The organism is Pseudomonas sp. JV245A, from assembly GCF_032424515.1.
GTDB lineage: Bacteria > Pseudomonadota > Gammaproteobacteria > Pseudomonadales > Pseudomonadaceae > Aquipseudomonas > Aquipseudomonas protegens.
Genome location: NZ_VYKE01000003.1, coordinates 55,554 through 72,087, shown reverse-complemented (window position 1 = coordinate 72,087; position 16,534 = coordinate 55,554). Strand labels below are relative to the sequence as shown.

At 56.6% G+C, this 16,534-nt stretch carries 13 protein-coding genes; 12 read left to right on the top strand and 1 reads right to left on the bottom strand.

Going from position 1 to position 16,534, the window contains the following annotated elements:
- The first annotated feature begins 8 nt into the window (after positions 1-8).
- From pseI to F6S12_RS01835, 10 genes are all read left to right on the top strand, one after another.
- The gene (gene pseI, locus F6S12_RS01880; protein ID WP_125062951.1) at positions 9-1,067 is read left to right on the top strand and encodes a pseudaminic acid synthase; all 1,059 of its coding nucleotides are present in this window, start codon (positions 9-11) and stop codon (positions 1,065-1,067) included.
- A gap of 6 nt (positions 1,068-1,073) precedes the next feature.
- On the top strand, positions 1,074-2,579 hold the full coding sequence (locus F6S12_RS01875) for a hypothetical protein (protein ID WP_161466714.1): 1,506 nt from the start codon (positions 1,074-1,076) through the stop codon (positions 2,577-2,579).
- Between the two features lie 33 nt (positions 2,580-2,612).
- Positions 2,613-3,371, top strand: a complete 759-nt coding sequence (locus F6S12_RS01870) for a class I SAM-dependent methyltransferase (protein ID WP_161466713.1) — start codon at positions 2,613-2,615, stop codon at positions 3,369-3,371.
- 123 nt (positions 3,372-3,494) lie between these two features.
- Positions 3,495-4,460, top strand: coding sequence for a GNAT family N-acetyltransferase (locus tag F6S12_RS01865; RefSeq protein WP_078471682.1), 966 nt, complete (start codon positions 3,495-3,497; stop codon positions 4,458-4,460).
- A gap of 2 nt (positions 4,461-4,462) precedes the next feature.
- Complete coding sequence (locus F6S12_RS01860) at positions 4,463-5,857, top strand: polysaccharide deacetylase family protein (RefSeq protein ID WP_125062954.1); 1,395 nt, start codon at positions 4,463-4,465, stop codon at positions 5,855-5,857.
- 48 nt (positions 5,858-5,905) lie between these two features.
- Positions 5,906-6,817 (top strand): glycosyltransferase family 2 protein, encoded by a 912-nt coding sequence (locus tag F6S12_RS01855; protein WP_078471680.1) that lies wholly within the window; start codon positions 5,906-5,908, stop codon positions 6,815-6,817.
- The gene (locus F6S12_RS01850; protein WP_125062955.1) at positions 6,814-7,557 is read left to right on the top strand and encodes a glycosyltransferase; all 744 of its coding nucleotides are present in this window, start codon (positions 6,814-6,816) and stop codon (positions 7,555-7,557) included. The genes F6S12_RS01855 and F6S12_RS01850 overlap by 4 nt, the downstream gene beginning before the upstream one ends.
- Before the next feature lie 46 nt (positions 7,558-7,603).
- Positions 7,604-8,617, top strand: a complete 1,014-nt coding sequence (gene galE / locus F6S12_RS01845) for a UDP-glucose 4-epimerase GalE (RefSeq protein ID WP_125062956.1) — start codon at positions 7,604-7,606, stop codon at positions 8,615-8,617.
- 6 nt (positions 8,618-8,623) lie between these two features.
- Positions 8,624-9,754 carry a glycosyltransferase family 4 protein gene (locus F6S12_RS01840; RefSeq protein ID WP_078471677.1) on the top strand — a complete coding sequence of 377 codons (1,131 nt, stop codon included), beginning with the start codon at positions 8,624-8,626 and terminating at the stop codon, positions 9,752-9,754.
- A gap of 195 nt (positions 9,755-9,949) precedes the next feature.
- Positions 9,950-11,182: a TIGR03862 family flavoprotein gene (locus F6S12_RS01835; protein ID WP_315868680.1), complete on the top strand. Its 1,233-nt coding sequence runs from the start codon at positions 9,950-9,952 to the stop codon at positions 11,180-11,182.
- Positions 11,183-11,259: 77 nt separating this feature from the next.
- Here F6S12_RS01835 and F6S12_RS01830 read toward each other — a convergent pair whose 3' ends face one another.
- Complete coding sequence (locus F6S12_RS01830) at positions 11,260-12,594, bottom strand: DEAD/DEAH box helicase (protein WP_161466711.1); 1,335 nt, start codon at positions 12,592-12,594, stop codon at positions 11,260-11,262.
- Positions 12,595-12,809: 215 nt separating this feature from the next.
- On the opposite strand from F6S12_RS01830, the gene F6S12_RS01825 reads away from it, so the two are divergent.
- Together F6S12_RS01825 and F6S12_RS01820 are read left to right on the top strand one after the other, a co-directional pair.
- On the top strand, positions 12,810-13,268 hold the full coding sequence (locus F6S12_RS01825; RefSeq protein WP_019093830.1) for a hypothetical protein: 459 nt from the start codon (positions 12,810-12,812) through the stop codon (positions 13,266-13,268).
- A gap of 341 nt (positions 13,269-13,609) precedes the next feature.
- Complete coding sequence (locus F6S12_RS01820; RefSeq protein WP_161466710.1) at positions 13,610-16,510, top strand: discoidin domain-containing protein; 2,901 nt, start codon at positions 13,610-13,612, stop codon at positions 16,508-16,510.
- The last annotated feature ends 24 nt before the right edge of the window (positions 16,511-16,534 follow it).

The following is a 16,534-nucleotide window of genomic DNA, read 5'->3' as shown; positions in this document are numbered from 1 at the left end:
CCGACGTTATGTCAAACAATTACAGTATCAACATTGCCGGTCGCCGCATTGCTCAGGACGCGCCTCCATACATCATCGCCGAGCTTTCCGCGAACCATAACGGGAAGCTGGAAACTGCGCTGAAAATCATTGAAGAGGCCAAGAAAGCAGGCGCTGACGCCATCAAGTTGCAGACCTATACCGCCGACACCATCACCTTGAACTGCGACTCCGAGGAGTTTCAGATACGGGGAGGTCTCTGGGATGGCAAAACCCTCTATCAGCTTTATCAAGAAGCCCATATGCCATGGGCCTGGCATTCGCCGCTGTTCAAGCATGCTGAAAAACTGGGCATTACCATTTTCAGCTCGCCATTTGATAACACCGCTGTAGACATGTTGGAAGATCTCAATGCCCCGGCCTACAAGATCGCCTCTTTCGAAGCCGTGGATCTGCCCCTGATCAAATATGTCGCAAGCACCGGCAAGCCCATGATCATTTCCACCGGCATGGCTGACGCCGAGGAAATCCAGGAGGCCATAGATACCGCAAAATCCGCCGGCTGCAAGGAACTGGCAATTCTTCACTGTGTAAGTGGCTACCCTGCGCCGGCCAGTGATTACAACTTGCGTACCATTCCTGAAATGATTCAGCGATTTGGATTGGTCACCGGCCTTTCCGACCATACACTGGACAACACCACAGCCATTACCAGTGTTGCCCTGGGCGCTTCGATCATCGAGAAACACTTCACTCTCAATCGAAGTGGTGGCGGCCCTGATGACAGTTTTTCGCTGGAACCTGCCGAACTGGCCGAGCTCTGCCGTAACAGCAAGACGGCATGGTCGGCCATGGGCAAGGTCGACTACGCACGCAAGTCGAGTGAACAAGGCAACGCAAAATTCCGCCGCTCCTTGTACTTTGTACAAGACTTGAAAGCCGGAGAATTGATTACCCCGGACGCGATACGCAGCGTACGCCCGAGCTATGGACTTCCACCCAAGTGCTATGACCTGGTCATTGGAAAGCGAGTGACTAGAGACATAACCGCCAATACAGCTGTCAGTTTCGAAGTAATTGCGGAGTAACGCCGGGTGGGGGAGTTAGAAAGCAATCTTGCACTTGCTGTCAGTGAAAGAAATTTTCTTGACGTATTGTGCACGCTTGAAAAAAAATATGATGTTTCGTCACTGCGCTATAAGGGCACGCAATACTGGCCCTTGCTGCGGATGATGCTCGGTTTTGAGAATGATCCACTGGTTCCGCCCGCCCAGGAAAAAGCCGGAATCAAAGATCGGTTTAGAAAATACCTATACGCGCTTAGTTCGTTTTTTGAGAGTTTCATTGACCCGAAGAGCAACCTGGGTCGAATTGGACCATCTGATGTCTACTATCTGACGCACTCGACCTGCCGCAGCTTGAAAATTAAGGGCAAGTACTTCGACGCATTCTTTTCCCCTTTGAGGCATTGGTGTGAGGCGGCGAACAACCAAATCAGCTTCTACGCCGAAGAGTTTGTCCCTGGCGCTGAGTACCGCACTCCGAGGTCGGAAAAGACAGCCTATATACAAAAATATCTGACGTTAATTTCTCTTCTAGGTGGATCCCGAAGCAAATCCACAAAACTGGAAGAGAGTGATATTGCGCTGATTGAGAACCTGAAGAGCGAGATTGAGTTGCAAGGCTTCACCGCCCGCTCAATCAACTTTCCTGCGATCCAGAAAGCCCTTACACAGCTAGATTTGCATAAAGAGCGTTTTTCAAAAGTCCTGAAATCCACACAGCCGAATATTGTACTGGTCGTCACTTACTACAACATTCTCGGCTTTTCCTTGATGGCGGCGGCCAATGCACTTGGCATAAAGACCATTGATCTGCAGCACGGCGTGCAAGGTCCCGGGCATTTTGCATATGGAAATTGGGGCCGGGTTCCTGAGGGTGGTTGGGACATGCTGCCTCGATTATTCTGGAACTGGACGGCTGAGGATGTAGTCAATGTGAACTCATGGGGAGGCCAGGCTCACACAGGGATATTGGGAGGGCGAATCTTCAGCCAGTACTTGAGCGAGGTGGATGTTGAGTTCTCCGAATATAAAACGTTGACATCTCGCATCAAGAACTCCGGCTGTGAACGAGTCACTCTGATCACCTTGCAGCCCATAGAGTGCGAGGATTTCCTTCAAGCCCTGCTCGACGCGATGCAGAGCCCTGAATGCGAATCCGTATTCTGGTTGTTTCGGCTACACCCGGCAATGATGGACAAACAGGATATCTATTCAGCTCGATTCAAAAACAAGTGCAGCGACTTGGATTTATGCTCCAACCTACCTATCGATTACGTTTTGAAGCTGGCTGATCTACATGTCACCCTCAACTCTTCAGTTACTATCGAAGCCGCACTTGAAGGCGTCCCTACACTGCTTGATCACAACTGTAGTTACTACATGGAGTGGCAAAACCTGGGGATTGCACAACGCAGAGAAGAAGGACAAGCATGGGCTGTAGCAATTGCAAACCATTTGAACAACGGTAATCGATTCCTTAAAGCCCAGGACAAGCCTTCTGCAAAAAAAATGATTCTCGAGCTGACCTCAAACTGAATCTGCATGCTCAATTTTTAGTGGCTAACTACTATGAACAACCCCAAAGACTATTGGCAAGACAAAACCAATAGCGGACATCGCTTCTCCAGCACCGAATACTTCAGGAAGAAGGCACTTGAATGTGCGCAGGTCATGGAGGAGTTCGGTTCCACAGGCGAAATCATCGACCTGGGCTGCGGCGCAGGAGAGTTGCTGGAGCAACTCATACCCTTGGCAAGAATTTCCAAGGGAATTGATTACTCCCCCTCCATGATCGAATCTGCCAAGCAGCGCCTCAAGGACATCGATATCGATCTGGATGTGGCTGACATCTTCGAGATCCTTCCCCAGTCCAGCTTCCCAACCTGGACCACGACCGAAGCCTTGAACCAGTACTTGAACCCAACAGAAATGGCTAGGGTCATCGGACTCTTTGCACGCAATGAACAGGCTCATGCTTTCTACTTGTTCGACTGCGTGGATCCGATCCGCTACATGACACTGGGCATGGGATCCTACTACTCGACACAACCAGAATCTGCGCTGAATGGGCTGACAGCTCGAACCAAGTCGATTGCCAGAGACCTGATATCCTGCGCGAAACTGGCCAGCTTCAGGTTAGGCCGGCAACAGTGGATCAAGTGGAAAGACCAAGGTATGGGATTCGCCTACACCCCTTACTTCTGGTTCGAGACATGCAAGAAGCTGAACCTTGAAATAAACTTCATCAGTTCAAAGTACTATGAGTACCGTTATCACGCAATCATACGTAAACTCCCAAGAGCTGATAGTAGAGCGCAAAACTTTTAACTGAGCAAATTCGCTCTTCACTCCACGTCAAAAAGCATTGAAATATACCGTATCGAGGCAAGTACTTTAAAAAGCAAATCAAATGTACTTTCCACAACTAAATTCAAACTGATGGCTTTCTGTATGCAGCAAAAAAAGAAACTCTACAGGGATGCTTGCATAGCAGAAAAAACAATCCCTATATTCAGTCAGGCCTGGTGGCTCGATGCTACGGCGGGCGCAGAAAACTGGGATGTAGCTGTCGTTGAAAAAGGCGGCAAGCTCATGGCTGCCTTGCCTTACCTGACTAAAAGGCAGCGCTGGTCCACGTTGCTGACCCAACCTTCTCTGACTCAGTTCCTCGGCCCATGGCTGCGGGAGAGTAATGCGAAATATGCGAAGGCTCTGGGGCAGCAAAAGGACCTGATGGAAGCTTTGATCGATCAGCTTCCCAAGTTCGATCAGTACAGCCAGAACTGGCATTACCAACAACAGAACTGGCTGCCCTTCTTCTGGCGAGGGTTCAAACAGACCACACGCTACACCTACGTCCTGCCTGAACTGACGAATGAGGAAGCGCTGTGGCAAGAGGTCCAAGCCAACATTCGAACCGACATACGCAAAGCCAGCGACCGCTTCAATGTACGAGTTCGCGACGACCTCGGCATCAAGGACTTTCTGGCCCTCAATCGCCTGGTCTTCACTCGTCAGGGGATGCCGCTTCCCTATTCCGAGAGTTTTGTCGAAAACCTCGACAAAGCATGTGTTGCACACAGCTCACGCAAGATATTCATCGCAGAAGACCCGCAGGGGCAACGGCATGCTGCTGTCTATTTGATTTGGGACGAAAACAGCGCCTACTACCTGATGGGCGGCGGCGATCCTGAACTACGCAACAGCGGAGCCACCAGCCTGTGCATGTGGGAAGCGATCAAGTTCGCCTCGACCGTGACTAAGCGCTTCGACTTTGAGGGTTCGATGATAGAACCGGTTGAACGCTTTTTCAGAGCCTTCGGTGCAATACAGACGCCCTATTTCGCGGTGACAAAAACACCCTCCAGAATGATTAGAACAGTACAATTCCTCAAAGAACTGAAAGTAGGGAAGTAACGATGCAAAGTGCATGGCCGAACCAATCCATTTTCAGCTGGCTCCAACAGGTTCTGGCTGAACGTTTTGGCCATACCTTTTCTATCAGTTCTACTGAGTCCGACACACTCTGGCTGAGCTATCAGGAAAGCCCCGTACAGATACTACTGTCGATTGACCCTATCAGCTTCAATAAAGCCAATTCAGATTTGCCTTTCACAACATGGGATGCAACTGGAGATGGGTGGGCCTCACTCCTGGACCGCCCGTTACCCGCGCCAGGGGCCAGTACTCTATCGTCGCCATTGATCGAGCCCATACAAAACGGCTACCGCATCAACTATGACATCCTCGGGCTGACTTACTGGATGCTCTCACGCCTGGAGGAAACCAATCGCACGAACTTGGATACCCACCAGCGTTTTGCGGCAACTTCTTCCCACGCCTTCAAGCACGGTTATCTTGAGCGCCCCGTGGTAGATGAGTGGCTGGGCATTCTTGGGCAAGTCATACAAAAAGCCTGGCCCAATTTACAGCTCAAGCAGCAGCAGTCCGGCATGAAAGTCTCCCATGACGTCGATATGCCTAGTCAGTATGGATTTCGCTCGCCAGTAGGCATTGCTCGAGGGATGGTGGCGGACGCACTGAAACGCCGAAACTTCAAAGGGGTGTTTCTGGCACCCTGGATACGCTTCAATAGCCAGACGTCACTGCATCCCGCCGACCCTGCAAACACTTTCAACTGGATCATGGATGTGTCGGAGCGCTATGGACTGGTCAGTGCTTTCTACTTCATCTGCGGCAGAACTGATCGCGCTAAAGACGCCGACTATGAACCCGAGCATCCAGCTATTCGAGCCTTGATGCACGATATCCACAGGCGCGGCCACGAGATAGGCCTACACCCCAGCTATAACTCTTTTCAGAATCCGCAACAGATTCAAGCCGAGGCTCAGCGCCTGAGAAGAACATGTGAGGAAGAGAATATCCGGCAAACCGTCTGGGGTGGCCGAATGCACTATCTGCGATGGGAGCATCCCACTACAATGCGCGCCTGGGACGCAGCGGGTCTAACTTACGACAGCACCCTGGGTTACGCTGACTACGTCGGTTTTCGTTGCGGAACCTGCCACGAGTACCCGGCTTATGATCCAGTCGAAGGCAAACAGTTGAATTTGCGTATACGCCCATTGATTGCCATGGAGTCAACCGTCACGGCGCCACACTATATGGGCTTGGGCGTAGGCGAAGCGGCGTTGAAAAAGTTTCAAGACCTGAAAGAGACCTGTCTTGCGGTAGGTGGATGCTTCACCCTGCTGTGGCATAACTCACAGTTCGACAGTGAAGCAGAACGAGAGTTATACAAGGCTGTCGTTAGTTATAAACAAACGCCACTGCCTTGCCAAAGCAACTCTTAAAATCAAAATCGATTCACTTCGAAGTACACCGTTAGATTGAGGGCTCACATGCATCTGGTTTCATATTTAATCCCCTTGTACAACAAGGAGGAGTATATAGTCGAAGCAATTGAGTCAGTCTTGAAGGAAGCCAGCGAAGATCTGGACGTTGAAGTCTGCCTCGTCGATGACGGTTCGACCGATTCCTCACTGTCTGTGGTGCACTCGCGATTTGCTGAAAACCCAAAGATCAAGATACATGCATTCTCGCAAAACAAGGGCAAGAATGCGGCCTTCAACAGTGCCTTTGAAATGGCTGAAGGCGATTTCATCTGCCTGCTCGGCGCAGACGACTTTTTAGTTCCAGGAAGGACCAGAAGGCTCTTGGATGAAGCCCTGGCGACCGAAAAGTCGGTTTACGGCGGCCTGTTCCGCTATGACAACGACGCTAAGGCCGTTATCGGAACAGCATTACCTGCCCAGCCCAACTACTTGAAAAACCTATTAGGAAGCAGCCTATCCGGAGGCTGTGCCATGCTGTGGAAAACAGACGCCAAGAGCATCTTCCCACTGCCTGAACATATCAAGTTTGAAGATTGGTGGATCTCCTTCTTCCTGCTTAAAGACAACAGGGTCGCCGTGGTCACTGAACCGGTTCTGTACTACAGGCTACATGCGGGAAATGACTGCGGGACGGTTGTTCCCACGCAGGACTCGGTCGCCAGAGACTACGCGCGGCATTATGACTTTTTCTCGGCCATAAAACCTTACATCAAGGGGTTCTGGCCAAATGCCTACTTCAGGAAGTCCATTGCCTTGAGGGATGCCTTCTTTGGCAGGGGAAAACTGAAATATTTCTTTTACTTTCCGATAGATGCGGCATGGCTGAAAACCGTGTCCTTCATGGTTTTTGGTACATCTTTCGTCTATCGGGTAAAAAGCCGGATGGATCGTCGACGTAACACGGCGGTGGACCAATGATCAGTGTTGTTATGGGCGTCAGCAGATTCGACGAGTTTGTTCCTTTGGCCGTCGACAGTGTTCTCTCTCAGACATTTTCCGATTTCGAGCTGATCATCGTCGCCAATGGCCCCTCTAGTGATGAGGTTGAATCCCGCCTCAGCGAGCTCTACAGCAGTGAACCGCGCTTGCGAGTGATCAAGAGCAGGATCCCACAATTGGCCTGCGCGCTGAACATCGGGCTCGACGCAGCCAAGTTCGACTATGTTGCGAGAATGGATGCGGATGATGTCTGCTGGCCCGATCGCCTGGAAAAACAGTTTGCCTACATGCAAGCCAACAATCTGGACTTCGTAGGCTGCGACCTAAGGCTCATTGATCCCAAAGGTGCCGTACTGGGGACCAGGATTTACCCCAAGGGCGCCCGAATAGACAAGATGCTCCGGTATAAAAACTGCTTTGCGCATAACACCATCATTTATCGAAAAGAGTTGATTATCAAAGCCGGCGGATATAACGCTGGCTTCAACTCTGAAGACTATGACCTGTGGCTAAGACTCAAGCGGTTTGGCGTCAAGTGGGCAAACATGGATGAAGTGCTACTTGATTACAGAATACACAGCGGTGCCTCACAAAGAAAACTGCTGGGATATGCCGAAGCGACAGGGTTGGCTGCGCGGGAATTCGTCTTGAATAAAAGCATTAAAAACCTATTGGCGGTGCTGTATCATTTTTCAAAGTCAATCATCAGGTCCAGATAATACTGCGATCGCACTGTCAGCATTCACTTGAAGTAGGATCAAAACTATGCGGTTCTTAATAACTGGCGGCGCAGGTTATATTGGTTCACACACCTTGCTGGAGTTGCTCCAGGCCGGCCACCAAGCCGTGGTCCTGGACAACTTGTGCAACAGCTCCATGTCATCGCTACAGCGCGTGCAGCAAATAACCGGAGGTACACCGGTATTTATCCAGGGCGATGTTTGCGATCGGGCCACCCTTGACCGCATTTTTGCCGAACATGAGATTGACGTGGTGTTGCACTTTGCTGGCCTGAAAGCCGTCGGAGAAAGTGTAAAACAGCCGTTGTCCTACTATCAGAACAACCTCAGTGGCAGCATCACCCTGTGCCAGGCCATGGCAGCCGCAGGTGTATACCGCCTGGTGTTCAGTTCTTCCGCCACCGTGTACGGCGATCCGGTGCAGATACCGATTGTCGAGAGCTGCCCACTGGGAACACCCACCAACCCCTATGGCTGTTCCAAGTTAATGGTGGAAAAAGTCTTGCAGGACATGGCGACCGCCGATCCACGCTGGTCAGTTGCGCTGCTGCGTTACTTCAATCCGGTGGGCGCGCATCATAGTGGCCTGCTAGGCGAGGACCCAAATGGCCCGCCGGAGAACCTGTTGCCCTACATCAGCCGTGTCGCCGTGGGAAAACTCGAAAGGCTCTCCATCTATGGCAACGACTATCCGACGCACGATGGCACCGGTGTTCGGGATTACATCCATGTCGTTGATCTTGCCAAAGGGCATCTAGCCGCCGTGGACTACATTTCCCAACACTCCGGCATAAACGCCTGGAACCTGGGGACGGGTGTGGGTTACTCAGTACTGGAGATGATCCGGGCATTCGAAGCGGCCTCTGGCTGCAGCATTCCCTACACCCTCTCCCCCCGTCGGCAGGGCGACATTGCGCAATGCTGGTCAGATCCGTCCAAGGCACTTCACGATCTGGGCTGGAAGGCAGAACTCGGTTTGAAAGAGATGATGGAAGATACGTGGCGCTGGCAGTCGAACAATCCAGATGGATACAGGTAGTTTCAAATGAAGATTGCGCTGGTCGGAACGACTGCTGCGTGCGTTTACGGATTTCGTGCAGATCTGATCAAGGCCCTGGTTGCTGCCGGCCATGAAGTCTATGCATTGGCATTGGATTACGACGAAAAGAGCCGGGAAAAGGTCCAGAAACTTGGAGCCCTTACTGTCGACTACAGCTTCAGCCGCACTGGCTTGAACCCGTTTTCCGATATTGCCAACACCCTCAAACTGGCAAAGATCCTCAAGCAGATAAAACCGGAACTGGTGTTCTCCTATTTTTCCAAGCCGGTGATATTCGGGACCTTTGCCGCAGTGCTGGCTGGCGTCAAACGCCGGGTCGGCATGCTTGAGGGGCTAGGGTATGTCTTTACCGACACACCCTCTGGAACCGGCTACAAACTGAGGGTACTAAGGCAAGTCCAGGCACTTCTTTATCGCCTGTCTTTTCCCTTTCTCGAGAGGATTATTTTCCTCAACCCGGATGATCCGGTCGACCTGATAGACAAGTACCGCATCACTGTAAAAAGAGTTGATGTGCTGGGCGCCATAGGCCTGAATCTTCAAGACTACCCCTACTCTCCCACCGTCGCTAAAGCACCCATTTCCTTTCTGTTTATCGGCAGGTTGCTTGCGGAAAAAGGCGTGAACGAATATGTGGCAGCGGCTCGACTGGTAAAGGAGCGCTACCCGCAGACTCGGTTCGTGATGCTGGGCGGGCTGGACGAAGAAAACCCCGGCGGCCTATCGGCGGCGACGCTCAAACAACTGGTCGAAGATGGGCTGGTGGTACACCCTGGACATGTCTCCAATGTCGTGGACTGGATTATCGAATCCGACGTGTTCGTCTTGCCGTCCTACTATCGAGAAGGTGTTCCTCGAAGTACGCAAGAAGCGATGGCCGTGGGGAGAGCCGTAATCACGACAGATGGGCCAGGCTGCCGTGAAACGGTGGTCGATGGCGTAAATGGCTTTCTAGTGCCACGTTGGTCGGCGCAAAAGCTCGCAGAAAAGATGCTCTTCATCATCGAGCACCCCGAACGCCTGGAAAAAATGGGCCAGGAAAGCTATCGCATGGCCCAGGAAAAGTTCGATGCGCAAGAGGTCAATCAGCGACTGTTGAACCTGTTGAATATCTGATGATGAATCCGACGGCATGCACTCCATGCCAATGGCCGGCAACTTATCCAGAGGAAGCTGCTGCGACGCAGCCAGCCTGAATGATCTGCACGGCCCGTCGGCCATCAGCAGAACTGCGGTGACGGCACCTCAAGATAGGTGACTGCTCCCTAGCATTGCTTACAATATCCCTCCCCCCATTTTCTAGGCTTATTGATGCCCTCCTCCCCTCCTTCCCACGTCGCGATTATCGGCGGCGGCCCCGCCGGCCTGATGGCCGCCGAGGTACTGAGCCAGGCCGGGGTTCAGGTCGACCTGTACGACGGCATGCCATCGGTGGGCCGAAAATTCCTCCTGGCCGGGGTCGGTGGCATGAACATCACCCACTCCGAAGCCTATCCGGCCTTCCTCTCGCGCTACGCCGAGCGTGCGCCGCAAATCGCCCCGCTGCTGCGCGAGTTCGGCGCCGAGGCACTCTGCCAATGGATTCATGAGCTGGGTATCCAGACGTTTGTCGGCAGCTCCGGCCGGGTGTTTCCTACCGACATGAAGGCTGCGCCGCTGCTGCGCGCCTGGCTCAAGCGCCTGCGCGATGCCGGAGTCGTTATCCACACTCGGCACCGCTGGCTGGGCTGGAAGGCCGACGGCAGCCTGCGCATCCGGCATGCCGAGGGTGAAAGTGCGGTACGGTCGGATGGGGTCCTGCTGGCATTGGGCGGCGGCAGTTGGGCACGACTGGGTTCCGACGGGGCTTGGCTGCCCCTGCTGGAACAGCGCGGTGTGCAGCTTGCGCCCTTGCAACCGAGCAACTGCGGTTTTGAGGTCAACGCCTGGAGCGAACTGCTGCGCAGCAAATTCGCCGGCGCGCCGCTGAAGAACGTGGCCATCGGCCTTGATGACGACGCACCACGGCTGGGTGAATGCGTGATCACCGCCAGCGGCATCGAGGGCAGCCTGATCTATGCCTTGTCGGCGTCGATTCGCGAATCCATCAACCGGCACGGGCAGGCGACGATCCATATCGACCTGCTACCGAACAAGCCCCTGGACAAGGTCCAGGCCGCCCTTTCCAAGCCACGCGGCTCGCGGTCCATGGCCAAGCACTTGCAGAGCCAGTTGGGGATCGAGGGGGTGAAGGCGGCGTTGCTGCGAGAACTGACACCCGCCCCGGCCTTCAATGACCCGGCGCTCCTGGCGGCAGCCATCAAGGCCCTGCCCCTGACGCTGATCAAGCCTCGCCCACTGGACGAAGCCATCAGCAGCGCTGGCGGCGTAATGTTTGAAGCCCTGGACGACGACCTGATGCTTCGGCAGTTGCCTGGAGTGTTTTGCGCAGGGGAAATGCTCGACTGGGAAGCGCCGACCGGCGGCTACCTGCTGACCGCCTGCTTTGCCAGCGGGCGCCAGGCGGGGCTGGGTATGCTGAAGTGGTTGCGGCGCCAGCCATAAACAGCTTCGCCGGCAAGTCGGCACCTACGCAAGGGTAGGAGCCGGCTTGCCGGCGAAGGGCCCGGCGCGATGTCAGATCAAGGTTTGCGCTTGCGCGGCCCGGTGTTGAAAGCCGGCACCTTGCGCACCGGTTTCACCACCGGAGCTTCGGCCACTTCGCCGCTGTCCACCCACTTGCCCAGGTTGCGCTTGCCGCCACCGCCGGAGGTTTTCGGCTTCTTGGGCTTCTTCGGCTTTTTCACCACCTGGCCGCTGGCGTCGGTTTCCGGCACCCGGTGCTCGGGTTCGAAATCCTGTTCCTCATGGCGCTTGAGGGTCTGGCGGGTGAGCATCTCGATCGCCGAGAGCAGGTTCACCTCGTCGGCGCACACCAGGGAAATCGCCTCGCCGGTGGAACCGGCACGGCCGGTACGCCCGATGCGGTGGATGTAGTCCTCGGCCACGATCGGCAGGTCGAAGTTGACCACCAGGGGCAGGTCTTCGATGTCCAGACCGCGGGCCGCCACATCGGTGGCCACCAGGATCTGGATCTCACTGGCCTTGAACCGGTCCAGGGCGCGCTGACGCGTGGCCTGTGGCTTGTCGCCATGGATACCGTCGGCGTTCACGCCCTGGCCCTGGAGTTTCTCCACCAGCGCATCCACACCGTTACGGGTCTTGGCGAACACCAGCACCTGCTTCCAGCGGTTCTTGCGCAGCAGGTGGCTGAACAGCTCCGGCTTGCGCTTCTTGTCCACCGGCACCACCCATTGCTTGACCGTATTGGCGGCCACGTTGCGCGGGCTGACCTCGATGCTCAGCGGATCGTTGAGCATCTGCCCGGCCAGCTGGCGGATGGCGTCGGAGAAGGTGGCGGAGAACAACAGGGTCTGGCGTTTCTTCGGCAGGGCCGCGTAGATGCTCTTGAGCTCTTCGGAGAACCCCAGGTCGAGCATGCGGTCGGCCTCATCCAGCACCAGGGTCTGCAACTGGCTGAACTTCACCGCATTCTGACGGAACAGGTCCAGCAGACGCCCCGGAGTCGCCACCAGCAGGTCCACGCCTTTGCGCAGCTTCATCATTTGAGGGTTGATGCTGACCCCGCCGTACACCGCATAGGTGCGCAGCGGCAGGTGTTCGGCGTACTGGCGCACGCTTTCGTGGACCTGCTCGGCCAGTTCCCGGGTCGGCACCAGGATCAGCGCGCGTACCGAGTTGCTATCGACTTTCGGCCCTTCCAGGGTCAGCAACTGCAACAGCGGCAGAGCGAAACCGGCGGTCTTGCCGGTGCCGGTCTGGGCCGCGGCCATCAGGTCACGCCCGCCCAGCACTGCCGGAATGGCTTGCGCCTGCACCGGGGTCGGGGTCTGGTAGCCGAGGGTTTCGAGGGCGCGCAGCAGGGGTTCGATCAGGCCAAGAGTGGCGAATGTCATGGGGGTACCGTAGGAAAAAGTCAGCACAGGGACGCAATGGGCGGCAGTTTACCCTAATTCAGGGGCTCGCTCCCGGGCCGCCCCAGGCCTGCCAAGCCCGCCCCGGTGAGTGTATGCTCGCCCCACTGTTTGCCACGGGTCGCGCACAAGGGCAGCGCAACACCCGAGCTGGCACTCAACCGCCCCTTTGCCCTTCCCAAGGAGCCTCACCGCGCATGGACAACCAAAACCCCTTCCAGGCCCCTGCCGCCGAACTACTGGCCAGCAAGCCAACCGATCAGAGCCTGTGCCTCTACAGCGTGGCGGCCATTGGCCTGAGCACCTTCATCGGCACCTCCGTGGCCGGCGCCTATTTCATCAGCCAGAACCTCAAGGCCATGGGCCGCGAGAGCGAAGTGAACAAAGTCTGGGCCATGGGCATCGGCCTTTTCATTGCCATGAGCGTGGCAGGCTTTTTTCTTCCGGAAAGTATCCCTGCGGTGGTGTTCATCCTGCCGCCGATCTACGGGATGAACGCCTACGCACGCCAACTGTTCGGCCCCCAGGTGATAGAGCACAAGGCCGGTAACGGGCGCTTCTTCTCGCTATGGCGAGTGGCGGGAATCAGCCTGCTGTTTTCCCTGGCCCTGGCGGCAGCGTTATTCGCCCTCGTCCTGCTGAGCGGGTTCGAGTGACCCGTTCAGGCTGAAGCCACCGCGCCGGGCATTGCCCGGCGTTTTTTATTGCAACCACGCTGTCTCCCCGGCCGTTCTGGCCAACTCGCCGGCCCTTCTGCACCCTCCGCCGGCAGCACCCGACACACGGCAAACGCCCCTGGCACAACAGTGCTCTTGCCCTTCGTACGGGCAAGTTCCCTAGGACAGGTACTAAAAGCCAGGCTTCGAATATACGGCACCAGCGCCGCTGCCTATGATGCCCGCCGCCGGCACAACTCCTCATCCACATCATCAGCGCGGACGCTTTCACGATCCTGTTCGCCAGGTTTGCGCCGCGCTGTGTATATCCAGGAATGGTTATGCCGACCTTCAGATTGAACACCCTGTCCCGTGCCACCCGCCTTTGTGTGGCCAGCCTGGGAACTGTCGTATTGCTACCCATGACGGGCCTGGTACAGGCCGCCGATGAACCTGCCGATGCGGCCCTGCCACGCGCCGAAAGCGCGGCCGACGGCCCCTTCATCAATATCCAGGCGCTGATGGCCAATCCGGCCCAGCGCAACATCGCCGACGCGGGAACCGAACGTCTGCAGCAGGAAATCGGCATGCGCCTGCGCAGCCTCATTCCGGACCGGAACAACAGTTTCAAGGGCCTCAAGGTCATGGTAGGCACGCTGCAAAGCAACAACCGCTCCCAGAGCGCCGCACAGGAAATGTTTGTCGCCGCCCGTGGCGACGGCAGCTTCATCGCCCTGATGCCTGACAGTAATCTGATGATTCGCGGCAACGCCAGTGGCGAACAGTCGCTGATTCGCCTCAACAACCAGCACTCCTTCGACCCGCGCAATATCGACTCCGTGCCCAACGAAGGCAACGACGTACCCAACCTGATCGAGACCCAGAGCGGTCAGCGCAGCTACCTGACCCACCGCAACGCCCAGGGCGAGATCGTCATCGATCTGCTGGCAGGCTTCACCCAGAAAGCCGCCAACTACATCGGTGACCATGAGGCCTACGCCCTGGCCCAGGTCGCCTCGGTCAACCGTGCCGTGGAAAACTCGCAGATCAAGAATGTGCGTGTGCGCCTGGCCGGCACCCAGGTGATAACCAACGACTACCCGATCACCACCCCGGTGCTGGCCGATGTCAAAAACCTGTTCGCCGATGGCATGCGCAAATACAGCCCGGACCTGGTCGCCGCATTCACCGTTGGCACACCCGGGGTGGACACCGCCGCCGGCTGGGCCTACGTGAACGGCCGCTACTCGGTCAACGCCATCAGCGCCTCGGCCGCCTTCCGCCACGAACTGGCGCACAACATCGGCGGCAGCCACTGCAACGACGGCAACGACAACTACCGCTTCGGCCACAACAACGGTCGGGTCGGCACCATCCTCTGCGGCAACCACGTCGGCTACTTCTCCAACCCGGACCTCAAGGACCACCTCGGCGTGCCCCTGGGCGATGCTCGAACGGCGAACATGGCCCGGGGCTGGCGCGAGAACGCTGCGAAGATTTCCGCCTACGCCCCCTCAGTCGTGCCGCTGGACAGTGAAAACCTGATCACGATTCTCGAAGAACGGATCAACCAGGCCAAAGGCCAGACCCGCTACTTCCCACTGGATGTACCGGCAGGCACCCAGCGCCTGGCCTTCACCGTGGTGCCCGGCACCAGTACCAACAAGGGCGGCCAGGTCCAGTTGTCGCTCAAGTATGGCGCTCAACCAACCACCACCAGCTACGACTACCGCTCGGCCCTCAGCCAGATAGTCGGTCTCGGGGCCAAGGATCCAAAACCGGGCCGCTGGTACCTGGCTATCAGGACCGAAGGTATGGCGGCTGAAGACCTGATCCTGCAAGGCAACGCTTACGGCCACACCCGGGAAACGGCCCAAGGCACCTACCTGAAGCTCGTGGCGACCTCTTCGGTGGACGGCAAGAACAACGCCAGCATCGCCGAACTGATGCTGGCCAGCGCCAAAGGCGAGCCCCTTCCTCGAAACAGCTGGCGTGTCCACTCAACCAGCAGCGTGGCATCCGGCACCACCTCGGGCTCGAACGTGCTCGATGACAACCCCAACTCCTACTGGAGTTCGGCCGCCGACGCCCGTTATCCCCACCAGATCGTGATCGACATGGGCAGCAATAACAGTTTCTCTCAGTTGCGCTACCTGCCACGCCAGGACCAGGGCCAGGCGGGTAATATCAAGGGCTACCAGGTGTACTCCAGTCACAGCTTCAATGGCCCCTGGAGCTTGCTGGCAGACGGTGAGTTCAGCGCCGACAACCAGGTCAAGGTGACCTCGCTCAAACCTGTGGATGCCGGCACCCCGCCAGTGGCCGTGATCCGCGGCAAGACTGAAGCCAATGCAGGTGAACAGATCGTGCTGGATGCGTCCGCCTCCAGCGACCCACAAGGCGCGGCCCTGAGCTTTGCCTGGGAAGCCTCGCCCAAGCTGGACTTTACCTACGACGGTCCGCGTATTGCCTTCACCGCACCAGAATTGGCTGAAGACACCCGCTACCGTTTCACCCTGAGCCTGAGCAACGGCAAGCAGAGCACCCTCAAGACCCACGAAATGCTGATCAAGGGCAAGGCCGGCAGCGGCAGCTGCAAGCCCCAGTGGCAGGTTCGCGGTACCTATGTAGCCAAGGACCAGGTGCAGTGGAAAGGCCGTCAATACGAAGCGCGCTGGTGGACCCAGGGCAGTGAACCGGGCACCCCGGCCTTCACCGGGCCCGATGGCTCCGGCAAGGTCTGGCGTGACCTGGGTCCGTGCGCCAGCGAAGGCGAACAGCCGGCGGTCAAGCCGCCACTGGCCAGCATCGACGGCCCGGGCCAGGCCAAAGCCGGAGCAACGGTGGTGCTCGACGCCAAAGGTTCCAGCGACCCTGCTGGCCTGCCGCTGAATTACCGCTGGAATGTGAACCCGAGCGTGGACTTCCAGGCGGCCGGGACCTCGATGAAGTTCGTCGCCCCCAAAACAGCACAAGACGTCACCTACCGCATCACCCTGAGCCTGGGTAACGGCCATCACAGCGTGACTCGCGAGCACAGCGTGACGGTCAAGGCAGAAAGTACCGCTTGCCAGGGCCCATGGTCGGCCCAGGGCACCTATGTGGCGAAGGACCGAGTCAGCCATAACGGGCGCTTTTACATCGCTCGCTGGTGGGTCAAGGGCAATGAGCCGGGCAACCCGGCGTTCACCGGGCCAGATGGTTCCGGTAAGGTCTGGCTCGACGCCGGTACCTGTAACTGATGCAAAGTGGGTAACCGCCAGCTG

Coding starts and splice junctions, on each gene's coding strand:
- pseI (WP_125062951.1), top strand. CDS start 9: ATGTCAAACAATTACAGTATCAACATTGCCGGTCGCCGCATTGCTCAG.
- F6S12_RS01870 (WP_161466713.1), top strand. CDS start 2,613: ATGAACAACCCCAAAGACTATTGGCAAGACAAAACCAATAGCGGACAT.
- F6S12_RS01865 (WP_078471682.1), top strand. CDS start 3,495: ATGCAGCAAAAAAAGAAACTCTACAGGGATGCTTGCATAGCAGAAAAA.
- F6S12_RS01860 (WP_125062954.1), top strand. CDS start 4,463: ATGCAAAGTGCATGGCCGAACCAATCCATTTTCAGCTGGCTCCAACAG.
- F6S12_RS01855 (WP_078471680.1), top strand. CDS start 5,906: ATGCATCTGGTTTCATATTTAATCCCCTTGTACAACAAGGAGGAGTAT.
- F6S12_RS01850 (WP_125062955.1), top strand. CDS start 6,814: ATGATCAGTGTTGTTATGGGCGTCAGCAGATTCGACGAGTTTGTTCCT.
- galE (WP_125062956.1), top strand. CDS start 7,604: ATGCGGTTCTTAATAACTGGCGGCGCAGGTTATATTGGTTCACACACC.
- F6S12_RS01840 (WP_078471677.1), top strand. CDS start 8,624: ATGAAGATTGCGCTGGTCGGAACGACTGCTGCGTGCGTTTACGGATTT.
- F6S12_RS01835 (WP_315868680.1), top strand. CDS start 9,950: ATGCCCTCCTCCCCTCCTTCCCACGTCGCGATTATCGGCGGCGGCCCC.
- F6S12_RS01830 (WP_161466711.1), bottom strand. CDS start 12,594: ATGACATTCGCCACTCTTGGCCTGATCGAACCCCTGCTGCGCGCCCTC.
- F6S12_RS01825 (WP_019093830.1), top strand. CDS start 12,810: ATGGACAACCAAAACCCCTTCCAGGCCCCTGCCGCCGAACTACTGGCC.
- F6S12_RS01820 (WP_161466710.1), top strand. CDS start 13,610: ATGCCGACCTTCAGATTGAACACCCTGTCCCGTGCCACCCGCCTTTGT.